Origin of the sequence: Dyadobacter sp. BHUBP1, from assembly GCF_050587785.1 — a bacterium.
In the GTDB taxonomy this organism is placed as follows: domain Bacteria; phylum Bacteroidota; class Bacteroidia; order Cytophagales; family Spirosomataceae; genus Dyadobacter.
Window position 1 is genome coordinate 1,307,018 of the sequence record NZ_JBOBIH010000002.1, and the last position, 19,331, is coordinate 1,326,348.

A 19,331-nucleotide genomic window follows, 5' to 3' on the forward strand; every position below is an offset into this window, starting at 1 on the left:
ACAATTATAAACCGAGCACCTTGCGGTTAAATGCCTCGTCTGCACCGGTTCCTGCAAAATCATCAAATGCTTTTGTAGTCACTTCGATGATATGGCTTTCGATGAACGGTGCGCCTTCTGCCGCGCCTTGTACGGGCGACTTAATGCAGCATTCCCATTCCAGGACCGCCCAGCTGTCGTAATCATATTGCGACAGTTTGGAGAAGATTCCACCGAAATCCACTTGGCCATCTCCGAGCGAACGGAAACGTCCGGCGCGATCAGCCCAGCCTGCAAAGCCGCTGTAAACACCCTGCTTCCCGCTAGGGTTGAATTCCGCATCTTTTACGTGGAATGCTTTAATGCGATCATGGTAAAGATCGATGAATTGGAGGTAATCCAACTGCTGCAACACAAAGTGGCTCGGGTCATAGTTGATATTTGCACGGGTATGGCCGCCGAGGTAGTCTACAAACATTTCGAAGGTAGTACCGTCGAACAAGTCCTCGCCTGGGTGCAATTCGTACGCAACGTCCACACCGTTTTCGTCATACACGTCCAGAATAGGCTTCCAGCGGGCAGCCAGTTCTTTGAATGCGGTTTCTACCAAACCCGCCGGGCGCTGAGGCCAGGGGTAAAGGAAAGGCCATGCCAATGCTCCAGAGAAGGTCGCGGAGGCCTTCAGCCCTAATCTGCGGCTGGCTTGCGCCACTAGTTTCAAATGCTCAACAGCCCATTCCGCTCGTGCTTTTGGGTTCTTGCGAACTTCCGGTACGGCGAAACCATCGAACAGATCGTCATAAACCGGGTGCGAAGCTACCAGCTGGCCGATAATGTGCGAAGCCAATTCGGTGATTTGTAGTCCTTTGTCAGCGAGCTTGCCTTTCAGCTCGTCGGCGTAAGTCTGCGATTCCGCAGCTTGCTTCACGTCGATCACGCGCGGGTCCCAGGTAGGAAGTTGGAGGCCCTTGTAGCCTAGCCCGGCCATGTAGTCGGCAATGGTATCCAGTGAGTTGAACGGAGCTTCGTCGCCAAGGAATTGGGCGAGGAAGATACCGGGGCCTTTTATTGTTTTCATGTTTTAAATGATTGAATGACTGAATGATTGAATGACTGAATGAAAAATGATTGAATGACTGTGGGTAGTTATTTGGCGTTTTTGCGGGCCTTGGAGAGGATCTTGATGAGTTCTTCTGCTTCGTCCATCAGAGCTTTCAGCTTTTCTGAGGGGAGAATACCTGCTTCGGACATTATCTCCATCCAGAAGAGTGATTCATCCGCTTCTTCAACCGTTATGCTCATCTTCGCGAAGAACTCATTCTGACTTCTTGCCCTACACACAGCTCGATAATTGGCTCCGATAGACGACGCTGATCGTAGAAACTGCTTTCCAACAACCCGTGCCTCCTCTGTCGGTGGCAATGCTTTAAAGACTCTAATGCTCCTCAATACAAATTGCTTAGTGCGCCCCTGCAACTGAGAAACAAAATCCTTTTTATCATCAGCCATATTCATAGTGTGCTAGCAAAAAAGCGCAGACGCCCATTCAATCATTCAGTCATTCAATCATTCAAAATTAGATTTTAACCCAAGCCTCTTTCTTATTGCTTTCCAAAATTCTCTCGCAAATCAGCAACTCCCGATACCCATCCGCAAACGTTGGGAATGTTGGGTTTTCAGGCTGTTTGCCGGCTGCGATTGCCGCGTAAACTTCCTTGAACATTTGTTTTGAGGTATCCGGAAAGCCTTCGTTGTGGCCGCCTGGGAAGGTAATCGTTGAGCGTACGTCCTCGTTCACGAGCGATGGGTCGCGCATAAGGATTTCATTCGCTTTGTCGCGGTTGCCAATCCACATTTCGTTCGGGGACTCAGAGCACCAGCTGAATGTCTTTTTAGAACCGGAGATTTCCAGTGACATGCGGTTTTTACGACCTGCCGAAACCTGCGAAACGGTGATGACCCCTTTGTTTCCATTGTCGAAACGAAGCAATACATTCGCGTGGTCTTCGGTATTGATAGGCACATCGGCGTAATCTTCCGGTTGCAGCAATTTACCCGAGTAAGTCTCAACGGCTTTCAAAGGCTTCTTGCGGGTTTTGTGAACGGTGTTGAAATCGGCCAGCACGGCAACGGTTTTGAGGCCAGTAATGTATTCGAGAATGTCCATCAGGTGGGAGCCGATGTCGGCGATGGCGCGTGAATCGCCGGATTTGTCTGGTTCGAGGCGCCAGTTATAGTCGGTGTTGTAGAACAGCCAGTCTTGCAGATATGAACCGATGAATGAATAAATCTCACCCAGTTCACCTTTTTCGCGCATCGATTTCATCTGGCGTGCCAGCGGGTAGTAACGCAGGTTGAAGTGAACGGCATTCACGAGACCTGTTTTTGCAGCCAGTTCTACGAGTTCTTCCGCTTCTGCGAGGTCTTTTGCCAATGGTTTTTCACAAATCACGTGTTTTCCGGCGAGCAATGCCGCTTTCGACTGTGAGTAGTGCAGGAAGTTAGGCGTACAAATGTGGACAGCCTGAATGTCATCCTGTTTCAACAGTTCATCGAACGTGTAGGAACGTGCAATGCCAAGCGCGTCAGCTTTTTCCTTGGCCAGTTCTGCGGTCACTTCGCAAAGTGCGGCAACTTCTACATTAGGAAGACGTCTCAGTGCTTCAATGTGTGCGGGGCCAATGAAGCCTGTTCCGACAACGCCAACTTTGATTTTGTTCATAAATGGGTATGGAATGATTGGTGAAAAACAGTCCGCTCTCGCGGGTTAAATTGAGATGTACAGTAATTGATTGAGTATTCAGGATCAGAAATCGGTCCATTTCGTCTCCGTCTTGTTCGAAGCAATGACGGCGTCGATGAACTTCATACCTCTAAGCCCATCCTGTGCAGTAGGGAAGTCGTACACCGGATCGGCCTTTTTGCCTTCCCAGTAGGCCCTTACATGAATGGCGAAGTTGCGGTAGAGATTGGCGAAGGCCTCGAAATAGCCCTCGGGGTGACCGGCCGGGATGCGGGTGTGCACCTGCGCGGCTTTGGACAGGGTGCCCACGCCCGTACGGATGATGCGTGTGCCCTGATTGGTTTTGTGAATCAGCGTATTAGGCTCCATTTGCTTCCATTGCAGGCCGCCGGTTTCGCCGTACACACGGATGTTGAGGTCATTTTCCTCACCGTTGGCGATCTGGCTGTTTTGTAGAATGCCTTTGGCGCCGTTGTTGAAGCGAAGTAGAATATTGGCATCATCATCCAGCAAACGGCCTTCCACAAATATTGTAAGGTCGGCACAAACTTGGGTTATTTTGAGTCCGGTGATGTATTCGGCCAGGTTTTCGGCGTGGGTACCGATATCGCCCAGGCCTCCCGCAGCTCCCGAGCGCTTCGGATCGGTACGCCATGCAGCCTGTTTGTTGCCGGTAACTTCCACCAGTGTGGCCAACCAGCCCTGCGGATATTCCACAATTACCTTCCTGACTTCTCCAATGGCGCCCGAGGCGATCATCTGGCGCGCCTCCTTTACCATAGGGTATCCGGTGTAGTTATGCGTGAGGCAGAAGACCAGACCGGTTTTTTCAACCACAGCCACTATCTCTTCTGCTTCTTCGGTATTGAGTGTAATCGGTTTATCACATACGACGTGGAAGCCATTTTCCAGCGCAAGCTTCGTAGGTGCAGCGTGCATATGGTTGGGTGTAACAATGGAAACAAAATCCATGCGTTCCCCTTCCGGCAGTTGCTTTTCTTTCAGGATCATCTCCTCAAAGTCGTTATAAACCCTGTTTTCAGGCAGATATAGCGCTTTTCCGGTTTCCTTAGATTTGGCAGGATCGGAGCTGAAAACTCCGCAAACCAGCTCAATTTCTCCATCCATGATCGCTGCACGGCGATGGACCCCACCAATAAATGCATCCAGGGAGCCGCCTACCATGCCCATTCTGATCTTTCTTGACATTCCAGTTGGTTTAAGGTTTTTGTAATAATTATACAGATAAGAAAGTGCCTTTGGAAAGACTCTTACTTCCTACAAATATAAATTTAAGACATAAAAAACATTGCTAAGGAATAGCGAAATGCAGTAGAATTCCCCGGAGTTTGTTTTTTTTGTGAAATCTTTGAATAAAAATAGTATCCCGAAATCAATCATCTAATTCAAATAATCAAACCCATTTAGTCACATGTCCCAATCAGTTAACAGCGGCAGGCTCTTCAATGCAAGTTGTTTTGCGCTCATAACCACTGCATTCTCATTCAGTATCCGTGCAGGGATTCTGCCCCAGCTGGGCACCGAGTTCAACCTCACGGCCGAACAACTGGGCTTTATCAACTCGATGTGGTTCTTCGGGTTCCCGCTCGCGATGATCATCGGAGGGCTCGTGTATCACACCATCGGTCCGAAAACGATCATGCAGGTTGCGTTCGTTTGTCACGCGATTGGTATTATCATGACGATTTACTCGGGCGGTTACACCGGTCTTCTGATCTCCACGTTCCTGATCGGAGTAGGTAATGGCTGTACCGAAGCTGCTTGTAACCCTATGATCGCTGATTCTTACGAAGGTTTGCAGATGAGCAAAATGCTCAACCGCTTCCATATGTGGTTCCCCGGTGGTATCGTAGTCGGTTCGTTGATCTCGAAATTCATGACTGACGCCAACCTCGGCTGGCAGGCGCAGATCTGGGTGATCCTTATCCCGACTGTGATCTATGCATTTCTTTTCTGGGGACAAACATTCCCTAAACCACACGTGGACGGTGTAACTTCACTCGGTGAAAACGTGAAGGCGATGTTCACACCATTGTTCCTCTTCATCTTCGTTTGTATGGCCTTCACTGCAATCAGTGAATTCGGTCCACAACAATGGACAGGCTTGATCATGAGCAAAAGCGGTGCAAGCCCGATGCTGATCCTCGCATTGGTGACAGGTTTGATGGCGATCACACGTTTCTTCGCACACCCGATTGTGGCTGCAATTGGCCAAACCGGTATCCTGTGGGGCTCATCAATCCTCGCAGCAGCGGGTATTTACTTGTTCAGCACAGTCACTGGTCCTGCGGCTTATGCGGCAGCTGTGATCTTCGCAATGGGTGTGGCGTTGTTCTGGCCGACCATGATTGGTTTCGTGGCGCAAAACGTGCCTTTGAGCGGCGCGTTAGGGATGTCGATTGTCGGTGGTATCGGAATGTTCTCGACAGCTATCTGGCAACCGGTGATCGGTAAATGGCTGGACGATGCCAAGGCTGAAAAGATCGCGCAGGGCCTTACCGGTGATGAAATGGAGCTAGCAGCGGGCCAGGCCACATTGAGCACAATGGTGATGTTCCCGGCGGTGTTGATCGTCGCATTCGGTATCCTGTATTTCTGGATGAAAGGACGTAAAACAGTAACTACTTCTTCGGCAGCAGTTCACTGATTTGGCTGATATATCAATGCAAAACGGGCGCTTATAAGGCGCCCGTTTTGCATTAGTGGTATTTCAGAAGACATTATCTGAGCTTCACGATCGTCACGCCCGCACCGCCACGGTCTGCGTGCTCGTCGTACATACCCGCTACCTGCTTGTAACCGCGCAGGTGGTTGCGCACGAGCGTACGCAGGATGCCATCACCCTTGCCATGCACAATGCGTAGCTCATCATAGCCGAGCATGATGGCATTGTCCATAAACTGATCGACCAATCCCAGCGCTTCCTCACCGCGTTTGCCGCGCATATCGAGGTTAAAACTGAAATTGAGCATCCGCTCGTTCATATCCACGCCTTTGGAAGTCGTTTTCAGCCCTTTTTCACCGGTAGCGGCCCGGTAAGCCTTGCGTGAGACTTTTTCGAGGCGGTTCAGTTTCACATTCGATTTCAGGTCGCCGATGCGAATTTCAGCGTCCTTGCCTTTGATCGAAAGTACCTCCCCGATGGCCGTTTGCCCGCTGATACGCACGTAGCTGCCTGGCGTAATGTCGCCGCCTTCCGGTTCGTATTCTTCTTCTATGGGCTGCGCTTCGGTTACCTCCGCTAGTTTCAGGTTGTTTTTGCCAAAATTTTCAAGCGTTGTCCGTGCTGTTTTGGTCTTTTCCTTTTCAGCCTTATTCTCTTTTATTTCTCTGATGGTGTTTTCAATCAGCTGATTGGCGTCCGAAAGCAGGTTTTTTGCCTTCTGCTTGGCCTCATTGACGATCTTCTTCTCGTTGTTTTCGAGCTTCTCCTTCAATGCAGTATAATCAGCGACCTGCTTCGTCAGTTTACGCTCCTTAATCCCTATTTCAATGTTTTTCTCCGCAAATACGCGCCGTTCGATATCGAGTTCTTTCAACAGTTTTTCAAAGTTTACCTGCTGCGTACCTAACTTCTCTTTCGCACGGGCCACCACCGCCTTCGGTAATCCGATTTTGGAGGCGATTTCAAATGCGAACGAACTGCCAGGACGGCCGATTTCGAGCTGATAGAGCGGTTCCAGATGCTCACCATCAAAGCGCATGGCTCCATTTACCAGTCCCTCGGTTTTATCCGCAAGCACTTTCAAATTAGTGTAATGCGTATTGATCATTCCGAAAGCGCCCGATTTGGTCAGGTTTTCGAGAATGGCTTCCGCGATGGCCCCGCCGAGACCCGGTTCCGTTCCGGTACCGAACTCGTCGATCAGGAACAACGTCCTTTTGTTCGCCATCGACAGAAAATGCCGCATGTTGGTTAAGTGCGAGCTATAAGTACTCAAGTCGTTTTCCAATGATTGTTCGTCGCCGATATCGATGAAGATATTTTGGAAGAAGCCCATGGATGAGCCTTCGAGCATTGGTACCAGCAATCCGCATTGGAACATATACTGAATCAGCCCGACGGTTTTCAATGCGACGGACTTACCACCCGCATTAGGCCCGGAAACGATCAGAATGCGCTGTTTTTCCTGCAATTCGATGTTGAGAGGGATTACCTTTTTCCCTTGCTTTTGGAACGACAAATGCAGCAGAGGGTGTCGCGCCTCGCGCCAGTCGATGAACTGGCGGTTTTCAAACGGCGGGTTAATGGCCCCCATTTCACCCGCTAATCTTGCTTTGGCACGCAGGAAATCCATCAGCCCCAGGAAACCGTAGGCCTTTTGCAGATCAGGTACGAACGGGCGAATATAGGCCGTCAGTTCGAGCAGAATGCGGTTGATCTCCCGGCGCTCTTCATATTCGAGCTCGCGGATTTCATTATTGGATTCAAAAACATCCGTTGGTTCAATGAACACGGTCTGGCCTGTCGCAGATTCGTCGTGAATAAACCCGCGTAGCTTCCGTTTGTGCTCGGCAGCCACGGGAATTACCATACGGCCATTACGGACAGTCAATGAGACATCATCACCAATCCATCCATTGCTCCTGGCCGATTTCAAAATGGTATCGAGCTTTTTACGGATACCAGCCTGTTCGGAGATCAGTCGCTTGCGAATGCGCGACAATTCCGGCGAAGCCGAATCGCGGATCTGGCCGCGATCATCGATAATGCGGTCGATAGCGTCGGTAACGGCCTTTTCAACTTTGATCGTTTTGGCATATTCCCCCAAAATAGGAAATGCATCTGCCTCCTGGCTTTCGAAAAAGCGCAGGCAGAGGCGGATCGTTAACAGCGAAACTTTCAGGTCCGAAAACTCGGGCTGCGTGAGCAGCATTCCTTCAATGGAAGCTCGCTTTAAATAAGGCGTCGCGTCAATGTAATTCTGGGAAGGGAAATTCTCGCCCAGTTCGAGTATGCGCTGCATTTCGGCGGTCTGGCTTACGAGCTTCTCGACCATGCCGAAATTTTCAGAGAACCGGATCTTTTCGACATAGCTCTGACCCAAAGAGCTGATACAAAGCTCCTTCAATCGTTCTCTCAGCTTATCGAATCCCAGTTTTTGTTCTAATGTATTGGGGTAAAGCATTTTTAATGGCTATCGGCTGTCGGCGATCGGCCGTCAGCATTGTAATTGAATGGCAATCGGCTGTCGGAAATCAGCCGTCAGCACTGTTAGTTAATGTATATTTTTGGATCCTGAGTAGCCGACTGCCGTTCTAAAAAACGTTTCGGATCTCCTCCTTCAAAACCTTCAACGCGTGCGTCGAGGGCTGAGCTTCTTTCTCGATCACGTGCGAAAAAACTTTTTTGGCAAGGTCGGCTGCGGGGGCTTCAGCGCTGACTTCTGCCGCAGCCTGATTCACAATTGCCACAGTTTCATTCATCGCATTCACGATTTGCTCCCATGCATGGGTACTCACATAGAGCTGCTGCGCCACATTGTGATTGTATTCCTCCCGGATCTCGTGCAGGATGATCTGTTGCAGTTCCAGCGCGCTTGTCGCCGAAGGCACCAATCGAAGCAACAAGTTATTAGGGGTAATACGTTCCAGAAACAGGCACATTCGCTCGTAAGCCTGCAAGCGCAAGGGCAATGTGATTTCGATGTTTTTGCTCCGGATATCCCACCGCTGTTTCTCAAATATCTTGTTAGCGACGGTCGTAATGGTGAGGTACATGCCGAATGTCACGACGCCCCCGAGTACCAGAATTGTCAATATCCAAATATATTCCATGGTGTGAAATTGTAATTTTGTGCCAAAATGAGGCACAAAATTAAAGGATTAGCCGCATTTGGCGGATATTTATTTCAAAACGCGAATGGAACAGCGTCAGTTTGCGTTAACTGATTTATCGCAATCAAGAACAACGAGCAGGAATGGATAACCCGATTCAATTGACCGAAGCAGCAAGGCTGGAAATCAGATCGACATTGGAAGCCAACAAAATCCCCGACACTTATGGGCTCCGGGTAGGGTTAAGAGGGGGTGCGTGCAGCGGATCTTTTCTGCTTGGGTTCGACACAGCCACAGAGCATGACCAGACATACCTTATCGAGGGAATTAAGGTATTGATAGACAAGCGCCATCTAATGTACGTGATCGGCGTGTCGGTGGACTTTGAAGAGGGGGCGAACGGCAGCGGTTATACGGTTTCCGCCGCTGAAAAACTCAAATAAGTGCTTTGATCAATCTTCAACGGTTACATGCTTCCAGTTCTCGCCTGACCGGATGCGATTGAGCTGGGTATGCGTAATTCCAAATTGTTTTGCGATCATTTTTAAGCGGTTATTATCGTTTTTCAAAAGCTTCTTGATAATCCGCACCTTGCTTTCCGTCAGCTTGTAATTTTTGGTACGGCGGGGGATCACCCGGTTGATGAATGCGGGGTTCTCACGGTTATGGTCGATCATTTCCGCTTTTGTAACCCATTTCAGGTTCTCGTAATGGTTATTCTGCTTATCGAAGTCCAGATGGATCACGAAGTTATGATCGGCGTCCGGTTTTTCCACGAAATGCTCGGCAACAAGTTTGTGTACATAGCGGTTGATGGTCTTGCCACCCGCTACGCGGATATTCAATGATCTATATCCCTGAATGACAGATCCCTTAATTACAACGCCTTCCTTTGGGTTGTTCTGGAAACTTTTCAACCTGCCATAGTTGGATACTTCGTAATGGGGAGCGTTCTCGATCTCGTCGAATATAATTTTTGCCCACTTTTCATTCCAGAAGCTCCGGCTTACATTTGATTCATTCATTTTGATAAAAGCTATTATTATAGTTTCTTAACGTTGTATGGTTGATCATGCCTTCCGGCCCCTTACCGGGAATCGGGAACGATCTTTTGGTGTTTCAAAAGTGTGTGTGGCTGTTGCGGATACCGCTTTGCAGCCATTATTTGTTTATTAAATTGATTTTGGCATGAAACGTACACTCATCATAGGAGCGACTTCCAATCCTTCCAGATACGCTTACCTGGCGGCACAGAAACTCAGGCACTATGGTCATCCCATTTTACTCATCGGACGCAGGAAAGGTTTTGCATTAGGAGAGGAAATCAACACAGACAAAACTGACTGGAAAGACGTAGATACCGTCACATTGTATATCAATCCGAGCCACCAACCTGAATACTACGATTACATCGTTTCTCTAAATCCTAAACGCGTTATCTTCAACCCTGGTACAGAGAATCCTGAATTTAAGGATATTTTAATCGATAAAAATATCATACCAATAGAGGGGTGCACTTTGGTAATGCTGTCGACCGGACAATTCTAGCCGGGTACCTTACCATCTGATCAGCGCCGACGCCCATGTAAATCCACTCCCGAATGCTGCAAGGCAAATCAGGTCGCCTTCTTTCACTTTGCCGGTTTCCCATGCTTCCGTTAAAGCAATGGGAATAGAGGCAGCCGTGGTGTTCCCGTAACGTTGTAAGTTATTGATAACCTGTGATTCGGCGAGCCCAAGTTGCTGGCGAACGTAATCGCTGATCCGGATATTCGCCTGGTGCGGAACCAGTAGATCAATATCGCCGGCCGTATAGCCATTAGCCTCCAAAGCCTCCTGGATCACCTCGCCAAAACGTACGATCGCATGTTTGAAAACGGCATTACCATTCATATATACATTGTGCCCGCCTGCTTCGATCACCTCCGGGCTCACCGGACGACCTTCTCGGCTGCTGCCTGGATCTTTCACAAAGAGCTCTTCAGCAAACCGGCCGTCGGCATGCAGGTGTGTAGATAATATACAATGTTGGGGATCATCCGTGGCGGAAACCACCGCAGCTCCGGCTCCGTCCCCAAAAATAACCGCTGTATTACGCCCCGCCGTGCTCTTGTCGATCCACGACGACTGAATTTCCGAACCGACCACCAATGCTGTTTTGTACATCCCCGATTTGATGAATTGATCGGCAATAGAAAGCGCGTACACAAATCCCGAGCACTGTTCCCGGATATCGATCACCGGCTTTCCGTCCATACCCAGTTCGCGCTGCATCAGAAACGCGGAGCCCGGGAAAAAGTAATCGGGAGTGATAGTAGCGTACACGATCACATCTATGTCATTCGGCGTAAGTCCGGCCCTGTCCAACGCCTGTCGGGACGCTGCGGCTGCCATGCTGTAATTGGTATCTTTCCCGTATTCGAAATACCGACGCTCCTGAATGCCCGTCCGCTCGCGGATCCATTCATCGGAAGTTTCCATCCATTGGGTAAGGTCATCGTTGGTGATGATATTGTCGGGAACGTAAAAGCCTAAACCTGTAATGCGGGAGAATGCCATGCTATTGGGGATGGTTCAAAACTACCGAGGGTTAAAGGTAGATAAGAACGGTATTTAATGCTAAAATGATAATAATAAGCAACATACGTTGCCGGTAAAGACCGCAAAAATGCAAAAAAAAGTCTTCGGTACCAATTCACGCCTGCTTTTTCCTGACGTTAGCGGCTATCGAAAGAAGCACGTAGACGACCAGTATTGCCGGGATAGCGAGGAATTTTAACGTAGCTAGCAGCATCACGGTGGCGCCGATCAAAATGAAGCGTGCCTCATTGCCCTGCCATCCGAAATTTTTGAATTTGAGCGCTATCAGCGGAAGTTCCATAACCAGCGCGTACGACATTACCGCACTTAATATGAGCAGGTTATTCGTATTGATAATGATGTTTTTCCACATCTCGCTCTCTGTATGGACAATCAGAGGCAAAGAAGCGATGAGCATCGCATTTGCAGGCGTGGGCACTCCTATGAAGGAATCGGACTGGCGTGGATCATTGTTGAACTTAGCCAGGCGGATCGCCGAGAAAATCGCGATGATGAATGCGGCATAGGCCTTCCAGATACCGAACAAGTCGGGAATGCTCTGCATGAGCAGCTGATACATAATAATCGACGGTAGTACACCGAATGTAACTACGTCGGCCAGCGAGTCGAGGTCGCGGCCGATAGGGGAGGTGACTTTCAATAAACGGGCGATAAAACCGTCCAGAAAGTCGAATATCAATGCGACGCCAATGAGTACGCAGGAAAGCAGCAGGTTGTTGTGGAATGCTTCCACCACGCCAATGCAGCCGCAAAGCAAATTGCCGCAGGTGAGGGCATTGGGGATGTTGCGACGGATCATAGGCGCTATTTGAAGAAGGGATTGTTTCTTTTCTCAAAACCAATGGTGGTGGGCTCCATATGGCCGGCGTACACGGTATAATTGTCGGGTAATGTAAACATTTGCTCCCGGATACTCCGCAGTAGTGTAGCATGGTCGCCGCCAGGAAGGTCGGTACGTCCGATACTCATGCGGAACAGCACATCGCCGCCGATGACGAATTTTCCGGCATCGTTCACCAACGCGACGTGGCCAGGCGCGTGGCCGGGTACGAATATTATTTTCAGGGATGTATTGCCAAATTCAATGTTTTCACCTTCCTTGATAAAGCCGTCGATCTCCGGCTCTTCAAATGCTGAAAAGCCATAATTGGAAGCATAAGTCTTGACTGCCTTCAAAAGCGGCTCATCCAGCTTATGTAGCACAAATGGGATGCCATACTTTCTTTTGAGCGCTGCGATGCCCAACACATGGTCGATATGCGCGTGGGTGTTCACGATCTGCACGGGTTTCAGACCGTGTTGTTGCACAAAATCCGTGAGCTCATTTACTTCCGATCGGTCGTAGCAGCCCGGATCGACGATGATCGCCTCGCCTGTTTCGTCGTATAGGAGATAGGTATTTTCAGAAAACGGATTGAAGACAAATGTCTGTACCTGTACCATTCCGGTAGGGATATGTGGGTTAATGAATGGGCGCGAATTTACAAAACACTTTACAGTTCTTTGAACCGTGCTATAATGCGGTCGAAGTAAAATATGGTGGTATCCTTGTAATCCGAATCGGTTCCCGCATAAAACCATAGCTCGCCCTGGTTGTTGGTGGTTACAGTAACGGGCTGCCCGTCATTGGAATACCTTAATAATGTATAATACCGGGTGTCGAGGTTAGTACTTGCAATGCTCCCGCTGAGCAGCACATCCTTGCCCACTTGTGTGCCAGTACCTTTGTCCAGATTGAACGCGTATATACCGGAAGTCAGTTTCTTAGTCACAGGCTCATTTGTGGATACCCCCGATTTGAACGTCACCTTGTCGACAATGGCGCTTGCGGTATACTTGGTTGCCAGGTCGACTTGAAGTGTCATTTCATAAGGCTTGTTAGGTTTAAAACCCGTTACACGCTTTTTGATATAACTGAACATATTGCCTTTCGAATACCTCGACAGGATCCGGAAACCATATTGCGTAGTGTCGAGGCCCCTTGGGAGCAGCGCCGTAGCAGCTACCGTATCCAGTTGGGAAGAGTCGGCGGTTGATGCATATCCTGCATATTCGGCCGTCCAGCCATTTTCCCCTGCCGTTCCTGACTGGAAATTGGAATCGACGGTAATGTTCGCATCTAGGCTGTCTTCATTACAACCCCAGAGTCCGGCTACGGCCAGGATGGCTATCAGAATATATTTTTTCAAGATGAATAACAGTTTGCAAAAAGAACGAAAGACCCGGGAAAATCTTTCTGCGTTGTAACTGGCAAAATTAAAAGAGTGTTCACCAAAAGCCTATCCGATGAGGAAAATAGCTGGAATTTTATGCAGATCATGCTTTTGTGCCTTCCATTTCCTGACGGACATGGTCTTGATCAGCTCGTCCGGTGCGGTGACGTTGGCGGCGATGCATAATGCCAGGTCGGGCGAGCAAGCTTCGATCACCGCTTCCAGCAGCTGGTTGTTACGGAAAGGGGTTTCCATGAATATCTGCGTCTGCTGAAATTGCCTTGCGTTTCTTTCAAGAGTTTGCAATGCCTTCTTGCGTTGCACTTTATCAATGGGTAGGTAACCGTGAAATGCGAACGATTGCCCGCTCATCCCGGAAGCCATCAAAGCCAGCAGAATGGACGACGGCCCAACCAGCGGCACTACTCGTATCCCCAACTCGTGCGCAATGCGGACTGCCACTGCACCGGGGTCGGCTACGCCCGGGCAACCCGCTTCCGATATAACACCGGCGCTTTTTGAAAGGGTTCGCAGTGATGCAACGGTTTCCGTTTCGGGCGTATCCTTGTTCAATTCGATGAATGTCAGCTCGTCGATTACTTTGCCAAGTTTCAGGCTGCTGATGAAGCGCCGGGCAGTGCGGATATTTTCCACGAAGAAAACATCCAGATGCTGCACGGCATCCCTGACCTGGGGAGCGAGCGCGTCGTTTTGGGTGCCTTCCGCCAGTATTGTGGGGATTAAGTACAGGGAAATCCCGGAATCGTTCATAGGTGTCTCAATTTTTCAATCCTTTCCAACCAAAAGTCCTGATTGTGAATCTACGGAGTAAATAAAATTATTTAATAAGTATGAAAAGACTATTATACATACCCCTGGTCCTGGTGTGGTTATTGTCTTGTAAAAAGGATAGCTTCAATGACCTTTCGCCTAATTCCGCTTTCACGACGGTGTCAGGCATTTGGCATTCTATCGAAGTGGAAAGGTCTTCACTGGATAATAAAAGTACCTGGGAGCCGATTGAAGCTGCCAAATCTGATTCGTTGATATTTCGTGCCGACGGTGTGGTGCTCAACGCCAACGGCACGCCCCGATGTTGCGCACCCGCCACGATGATTATCAATGGTACCCTCCTCGATGTGAAACCCGCAACTGCGTTGCCCAATAATCCCCAATGCGAACTGCTGAACTGCATTACCTGCCCCACCTGGGAAATATCGATCAGTGATGATCAGCTTATTATAGGCACGTGCAACTCGCCCAGGATGAAATACGTCAGATAGCACTATTTAGAAATTCCAGCAAGGTGCTGACAAACGCTTTCGGCTGCTCAGCCTGCACCCAGTGCCCTGCGCCCTCGATCGTTTTCAGTTGTGCATTGGGAAACAGGTCGAGGATACCTTCCAGATCTTCATCCAGAATATAATTGGAATTGCTTCCCCGCATAAATAGCGTCGGTGTTTCTACCGGCGCATTGGATTTAATTTGTGCGCCGACATTGGCCATGTCGGTCGTGAGCAACGGCAAGTTGAAGCGCCATGCGAACCCGCCCTCGTCCTTTCTGTAAAGGTTTTTCAGCAAAAACTGCCGCACGCCCAGCAGCGGCTCGTATTCACTCAGTATTTCATCGGCCTGGTTGCGGCTTTCGATCTCATCAATCGGTATCGCATTCAGGCCTTTCAGGATCTTGGTATGGTGAATGGGGTAGGCTTTGGGCCCGATGTCGACGACCACCAGGGCATCGAATGTCCCGGGATAGGTCACTGCATATTCCATTACCGTTTTTCCACCCATCGAATGCCCGATCAGGATCGGAGATTCGATATTTTGCTGGTCGAGAAACTCCTTTAAATCAGCCGCAAGCGTCGGAAAGTTGAGCGGGCCTTCGTGCGGGGAGCGTCCGTGATTGCGCTGGTCGACGAGGTAAACGCGGTAACCTTGTTCTGAAAGCGTTTTTCCAATGGTAAGCCAGTTGTCGAGAAAACCGAAAACACCATGGAGAATGATCAGGGGTCTGCCCGTTTCGCCTATTTGTTTGAAATTGAGTTGCATAGTTTAGTTAATGTAGTACTTCGGCAGTAGGCAGTCGGCTGTCAGCTGTTTATTTCAACAGGCAAACAGCCGAAAGCCGATGGCCGAAAGCCGAAAGCCATAATCATACAAAGGTTGCAAGGAATTCCGGTATGGAAAAAAATCCCGCCTTTCTAAAATTTAACAATTTGTTAAACGCTGGTTATCTCATGGTACAATAATTGCTGGTTATCCTAGATAAAAAATCTTTTTTTTTGGCTACAATCTGCTCTTCAAAAGCCTTTGGCCCTTCTCCGGATTTGTTAATGATTTGATAAAATGAAAAATATTGAAGTATTGGTGCAGGAATCTGCATTATTTCAATAGATCAGAGAGTTATGAAGACTAGTATTGCATTTTAGTAGGATTTAGCCTTTTGTTTGTGAATATAAAAAGCTATTATTTTGCATCAATTATTCATCCTCCTTGAATGAATCCGCTAGTATTCTTACAAACCAAATCACCAAATTTATGAACGGGAAAAGTTTACTCTTCCGGGCGGTGTGCCTCGCGGTTACCGCATTTCTATTCTCTCTATTGGGGCCGACAGCACAAGCCCAGGTTACTTCATCAGCGATTACGGGACGTGTTGCAGACGGCAAAGGCGAGGTGCTCCCAGGCGCCACGGTCGTAGCGGTCCACGAACCGTCAGGAACAAAATATGGCTCGGTAACTAACGAGCAAGGGCTTTACACGATCCCCGCGGTGCGCGTGGGAGGTCCTTATAAAGTGACCGTTTCTTTTGTAGGATTTAATGAACAATCTCAGGAAAACATTTTCGCTAACCTCGGTACCGCTGCCAACGTCAACTTCGAACTGAAAGATGGCAGCACAGACCTTGCAGAAGTGATTGTTACCGGTGCGGGAAGCGACATTTTCAGCTCCGACCGTACCGGTGCCGCCACTACTTTCAACAAAGGCCTCATTACGAGCCTGCCTACGCTCGGACGTACGCTGAACGACATCACCAAGTACAATGCTTACAGCAATGGCCGCTCATTCGGCGGGCAGGACAGCCGCTATAACAACTTCACCATCGACGGTTCCGTGTTCAACAACGGTTTCGGTCTCGGTAACGAAGCGCAGGCAGGTGGTCGTACGGGTTCAACGGCGATCTCCCTGGACGCAATCGAAGAGGTACAGATCAACATCGCTCCTTATGACGTACGCCAGTCGGGCTTCGCGGGTGCGGGTATCAATGCTGTAACTCGTTCAGGTACTAACGAATTCTCGGGTTCGGTTTTCCACTTCTTTAAGAACAAGAGCCTGGCAGGAAAGAAAATCGACGGTACTGAATTCAAGGTTGCCGAATTCAACGAAAAAACAACCGGTTTCCGTCTGGGCGGTCCGATTATCAAGAACAAATTGTTCTTCTTCGTAAATGGCGAGTTTGTAAAACGTTCAAGCCCTGCTTTGGACTTCGTTCTGAACCGCGGCCAATCGGGTGGAAACGTTTCCCGCACCACATTGGCGGATATGCAGGACCTGGCTTCTTTTATGCAAGAGAAGTTCAACTACAATGTGGGTGCATTGGACGGCTTTAATAATGAGAACAAAAGCAAGAAATTCCTCGGTCGCATCGATTATAACATCAGCGACAAGCACAAGCTGACATTGCGTTACTCGCACCACGATTCGGATTCGGACGTGCTGATCAGCCAGTCGAACAGCTCCAACACGGCAGGTTTCGGTAACCGGACAAACTCGCTTTCGGCGATTTCCCCGCAAAACACCGGCTATATTATCCAGGACAACACCCGTTCATTCGTAGCGGAGTTGAACTCGAACTTCGGCGGTAAATTTGCCAACAACCTGATCGGTACCTTCAACAAGCAAATCGAAGACCGTAAATACAAAGCACCGATCTTCCCGACGATCGAAATCCAGAAAGACGGATCGACTTACACCACTATCGGTTCGGATCCATTTACACCTAACAACCGTCTGGATTACGCGACTTTCAACATTACAGACAACCTGACTTATTTCGCAGGAAAGCATACATTCACAGTAGGCGCGTCATACGAGCACTTCAAGTCGAACAACTTGTTTTTCCCGACTTCAAATGGTGTTTGGGTATTCAAATCTATCCAGGATTTCAAGAATGCAGCGAATGCATACCTGGCTAATCCTAACCTGACGACCGCTCCTGACACCGTAGTTCGTTTCAACTACCGCTACTCATTGCTTCCAGGCGGCGCTGCTCCATGGCAGACATTCAAAACGCAAACGATCAGCTTGTATGCGCAGGATGAGTTCCAGGTTACGCCTAACTTCAAGTTGACTGCCGGCCTTCGCGCGGATTACATCAATATGCCTAACACTTCCAAACAGTATTACAATGCTGTAGTGGATACCATTGTATTCAGATCGCCGAATGGTGACCCTTACAATGTGAATACAGGTAATGTTCCAAAATCACGCATTTACCTTTCGCCACGGGTAGGCTTCAACTGGGACGTAAAAGGCGACCGTACCACACAGGTCCGCGGTGGAACCGGTTTGTTCCTTTCTCGTATTCCTTATGTGTTGATTTCGAACCAGTTGGGTAACAATGGGGTGAACTCTGCAACGATTGTAGGAAACAATACTACCGCATATCCTTTCACACTCGATCCATCGCGCTACAATCCGACGAACACTACAACACCACTTAAAGGCTACCAGGTGAATGCATCGGATGAAGACCTGAAATTCCCGCAAATCTGGAAAAGCAACATTGGTATCGACCAGCAACTAGGCTGGGGCGTCGTAGCGACCGTGGAAGGTATTTTCAACAAAAACTACAATTCACTTCGTTACATTGACGTGAACCTGAAAGCGCCGAATGCTCAGTTTGCAGGTCCTGATACCCGCGATCGTTTCCCGGCTTCTGGTCTTAGCGGCAGTGCGGCAACGGCAGCGCGTATGATTTCAAGCCAGGTTTCGAACACTTACGTGCTGACCAACACCAACAAGGGATATTCTTACTCTTTGACGGGTAAACTCGAAAAACCTGCTACACGCGGCTTCGGTGGAATGGTGGGTTATACTTACGGTATGGCTAAGGACATCGCTTCGGTATCTTCAACAGTGGAAGGTAACGTGCCGGGAGTAAATGGCTTGAACTACCTCGATCTCGCTTATTCAGGCAACGACGTTCGTCACCGCTTTGTGGGTTATGTTTCTTACCGTAAAGAATACGGCGGTAAATTCGGTGGTGCTACGATGGTAACATTGGGTGGCGTATCTTCAAGCGGTACTAAAATCTCTTACATCAGCTCTACCGATATGAACGGCGATGGTCAGAACAACGACCTGATCTTTGTTCCAAACAAAGCAACCGACATTACTTTCTCTACTTTGACTACCACTGCAAACGGCAAAACATACACGTTCTCGCCAGAGGAGCAGGCAGAAGCATTTCAGAAATACATCGACAACCATCCTTATCTGAAAGAAAGAAAAGGTAAATACGCGGAGCGTAACGGTGGTGCTTATCCATGGCTGACCCGTTTCGACCTTACTGTGGAGCAGGATTTCTATGTGAAAGTGGGCAAGAAGGATAAGAAAAATATCATTCGCCTGCGTGCCGATATTTTCAACGTAGGTAATATGATCAATAACAAGTGGGGTGTAGCCAACCAGGTAACCGCTTCTTCAAACAGTACACAATCTAACCCGCTCAACTTTGCAAGCGTAAATGCGCAGGGTGTTCCTGCTTACCGCATGGGTACGCAGGTAGTGAATGGCGAGACAGTCCTTTTGCGTGACGCATTTGTGAAGTCAAGAACGATCAACGACGTTTGGCAGGCGCAGTTGGGTATCCGTTATATCTTCAACTAAGAATAGCAAGCCTTCTGATAGCAACGAGCCCGCAGCAATGCGGGCTCGTTTTTTGCTGAATGTCAGTCTGAGCGGAGTCGAAGACTTGCCATACGGACTGT

At 48.9% G+C, this 19,331-nt stretch carries 18 protein-coding genes; 5 read left to right on the forward strand and 13 right to left on the reverse strand.

The features are described from left to right. Window positions 1-4: 4 nt before the first annotated feature. The 4 genes from ACQ4MZ_RS12160 to ACQ4MZ_RS12175 all read right to left on the reverse strand — a co-directional run bounded on the left by ACQ4MZ_RS12160 (window position 5) and on the right by ACQ4MZ_RS12175 (window position 3,913). The gene (locus ACQ4MZ_RS12160) at window positions 5-1,057 is read right to left on the reverse strand and encodes a sugar phosphate isomerase/epimerase family protein (protein WP_430845327.1); all 1,053 of its coding nucleotides are present in this window, start codon (window positions 1,055-1,057) and stop codon (window positions 5-7) included. A gap of 68 nt (window positions 1,058-1,125) precedes the next feature. Next, window positions 1,126-1,488, reverse strand: coding sequence for a four helix bundle protein (locus tag ACQ4MZ_RS12165; RefSeq protein WP_430845328.1), 363 nt, complete (start codon window positions 1,486-1,488; stop codon window positions 1,126-1,128). 67 nt (window positions 1,489-1,555) lie between these two features. Next, window positions 1,556-2,701: a Gfo/Idh/MocA family protein gene (locus tag ACQ4MZ_RS12170; protein ID WP_430845329.1), complete on the reverse strand. Its 1,146-nt coding sequence runs from the start codon at window positions 2,699-2,701 to the stop codon at window positions 1,556-1,558. A gap of 84 nt (window positions 2,702-2,785) precedes the next feature. Further along, the gene (locus tag ACQ4MZ_RS12175; RefSeq protein ID WP_430845367.1) at window positions 2,786-3,913 is read right to left on the reverse strand and encodes a Gfo/Idh/MocA family protein; all 1,128 of its coding nucleotides are present in this window, start codon (window positions 3,911-3,913) and stop codon (window positions 2,786-2,788) included. 241 nt (window positions 3,914-4,154) lie between these two features. On the opposite strand from ACQ4MZ_RS12175, the gene ACQ4MZ_RS12180 reads away from it, so the two are divergent. After that, window positions 4,155-5,390 (forward strand): MFS transporter, encoded by a 1,236-nt coding sequence (locus ACQ4MZ_RS12180; protein WP_430845330.1) that lies wholly within the window; start codon window positions 4,155-4,157, stop codon window positions 5,388-5,390. Window positions 5,391-5,463: 73 nt separating this feature from the next. On the opposite strand, the gene ACQ4MZ_RS12185 is transcribed toward ACQ4MZ_RS12180, so the two are convergent. Continuing rightward, window positions 5,464-7,872, reverse strand: coding sequence for an endonuclease MutS2 (locus ACQ4MZ_RS12185; RefSeq protein ID WP_430845331.1), 2,409 nt, complete (start codon window positions 7,870-7,872; stop codon window positions 5,464-5,466). 130 nt (window positions 7,873-8,002) lie between these two features. Beyond that, window positions 8,003-8,521 (reverse strand): hypothetical protein, encoded by a 519-nt coding sequence (locus tag ACQ4MZ_RS12190; protein WP_430845332.1) that lies wholly within the window; start codon window positions 8,519-8,521, stop codon window positions 8,003-8,005. A 143-nt stretch (window positions 8,522-8,664) separates the two neighbouring features. Between ACQ4MZ_RS12190 and ACQ4MZ_RS12195 the strand changes: the two genes are divergently transcribed. Then, on the forward strand, window positions 8,665-8,964 hold the full coding sequence (locus ACQ4MZ_RS12195) for a HesB/IscA family protein (RefSeq protein ID WP_430845333.1): 300 nt from the start codon (window positions 8,665-8,667) through the stop codon (window positions 8,962-8,964). Between the two features lie 9 nt (window positions 8,965-8,973). On the opposite strand, the gene ACQ4MZ_RS12200 is transcribed toward ACQ4MZ_RS12195, so the two are convergent. Beyond that, the gene (locus ACQ4MZ_RS12200; protein WP_291199099.1) at window positions 8,974-9,546 is read right to left on the reverse strand and encodes an NUMOD4 domain-containing protein; all 573 of its coding nucleotides are present in this window, start codon (window positions 9,544-9,546) and stop codon (window positions 8,974-8,976) included. A gap of 163 nt (window positions 9,547-9,709) precedes the next feature. Between ACQ4MZ_RS12200 and ACQ4MZ_RS12205 the strand changes: the two genes are divergently transcribed. Beyond that, complete coding sequence (locus ACQ4MZ_RS12205) at window positions 9,710-10,069, forward strand: CoA-binding protein (protein WP_223401342.1); 360 nt, start codon at window positions 9,710-9,712, stop codon at window positions 10,067-10,069. A 9-nt stretch (window positions 10,070-10,078) separates the two neighbouring features. Here the strand turns inward: ACQ4MZ_RS12205 and ACQ4MZ_RS12210 are convergent, their stop codons facing one another. The 5 genes from ACQ4MZ_RS12210 to ACQ4MZ_RS12230 form a co-directional block, all read right to left on the reverse strand. Then, window positions 10,079-11,080 carry a 3-oxoacyl-ACP synthase III family protein gene (locus ACQ4MZ_RS12210; RefSeq protein ID WP_430845334.1) on the reverse strand — a complete coding sequence of 334 codons (1,002 nt, stop codon included), beginning with the start codon at window positions 11,078-11,080 and terminating at the stop codon, window positions 10,079-10,081. A 136-nt stretch (window positions 11,081-11,216) separates the two neighbouring features. After that, the gene (pssA, locus tag ACQ4MZ_RS12215) at window positions 11,217-11,921 is read right to left on the reverse strand and encodes a CDP-diacylglycerol--serine O-phosphatidyltransferase (protein ID WP_430845335.1); all 705 of its coding nucleotides are present in this window, start codon (window positions 11,919-11,921) and stop codon (window positions 11,217-11,219) included. A 5-nt stretch (window positions 11,922-11,926) separates the two neighbouring features. Then, complete coding sequence (locus ACQ4MZ_RS12220; RefSeq protein WP_430845336.1) at window positions 11,927-12,565, reverse strand: MBL fold metallo-hydrolase; 639 nt, start codon at window positions 12,563-12,565, stop codon at window positions 11,927-11,929. A gap of 50 nt (window positions 12,566-12,615) precedes the next feature. Next, entirely contained in the window at window positions 12,616-13,311 is a 696-nt protein-coding gene (locus ACQ4MZ_RS12225) for a hypothetical protein (protein WP_430845337.1), read from the reverse strand. 90 nt (window positions 13,312-13,401) lie between these two features. After that, window positions 13,402-14,106, reverse strand: a complete 705-nt coding sequence (locus ACQ4MZ_RS12230; RefSeq protein WP_430845338.1) for an SAM-dependent methyltransferase — start codon at window positions 14,104-14,106, stop codon at window positions 13,402-13,404. Between the two features lie 80 nt (window positions 14,107-14,186). On the opposite strand from ACQ4MZ_RS12230, the gene ACQ4MZ_RS12235 reads away from it, so the two are divergent. Then, the gene (locus ACQ4MZ_RS12235) at window positions 14,187-14,618 is read left to right on the forward strand and encodes a hypothetical protein (RefSeq protein WP_430845339.1); all 432 of its coding nucleotides are present in this window, start codon (window positions 14,187-14,189) and stop codon (window positions 14,616-14,618) included. Here the strand turns inward: ACQ4MZ_RS12235 and ACQ4MZ_RS12240 are convergent. Next, window positions 14,611-15,387, reverse strand: a complete 777-nt coding sequence (locus ACQ4MZ_RS12240; RefSeq protein WP_430845340.1) for an alpha/beta fold hydrolase — start codon at window positions 15,385-15,387, stop codon at window positions 14,611-14,613. The two genes, ACQ4MZ_RS12235 and ACQ4MZ_RS12240, sit on opposite strands and share 8 nt — an antisense overlap. A 489-nt stretch (window positions 15,388-15,876) precedes the next feature. Here ACQ4MZ_RS12240 and ACQ4MZ_RS12245 point away from each other — a divergent pair, with 489 nt between their 5' ends. Further along, window positions 15,877-19,230 (forward strand): TonB-dependent receptor, encoded by a 3,354-nt coding sequence (locus tag ACQ4MZ_RS12245; protein WP_430845341.1) that lies wholly within the window; start codon window positions 15,877-15,879, stop codon window positions 19,228-19,230. The last annotated feature ends 101 nt before the right edge of the window (window positions 19,231-19,331 follow it).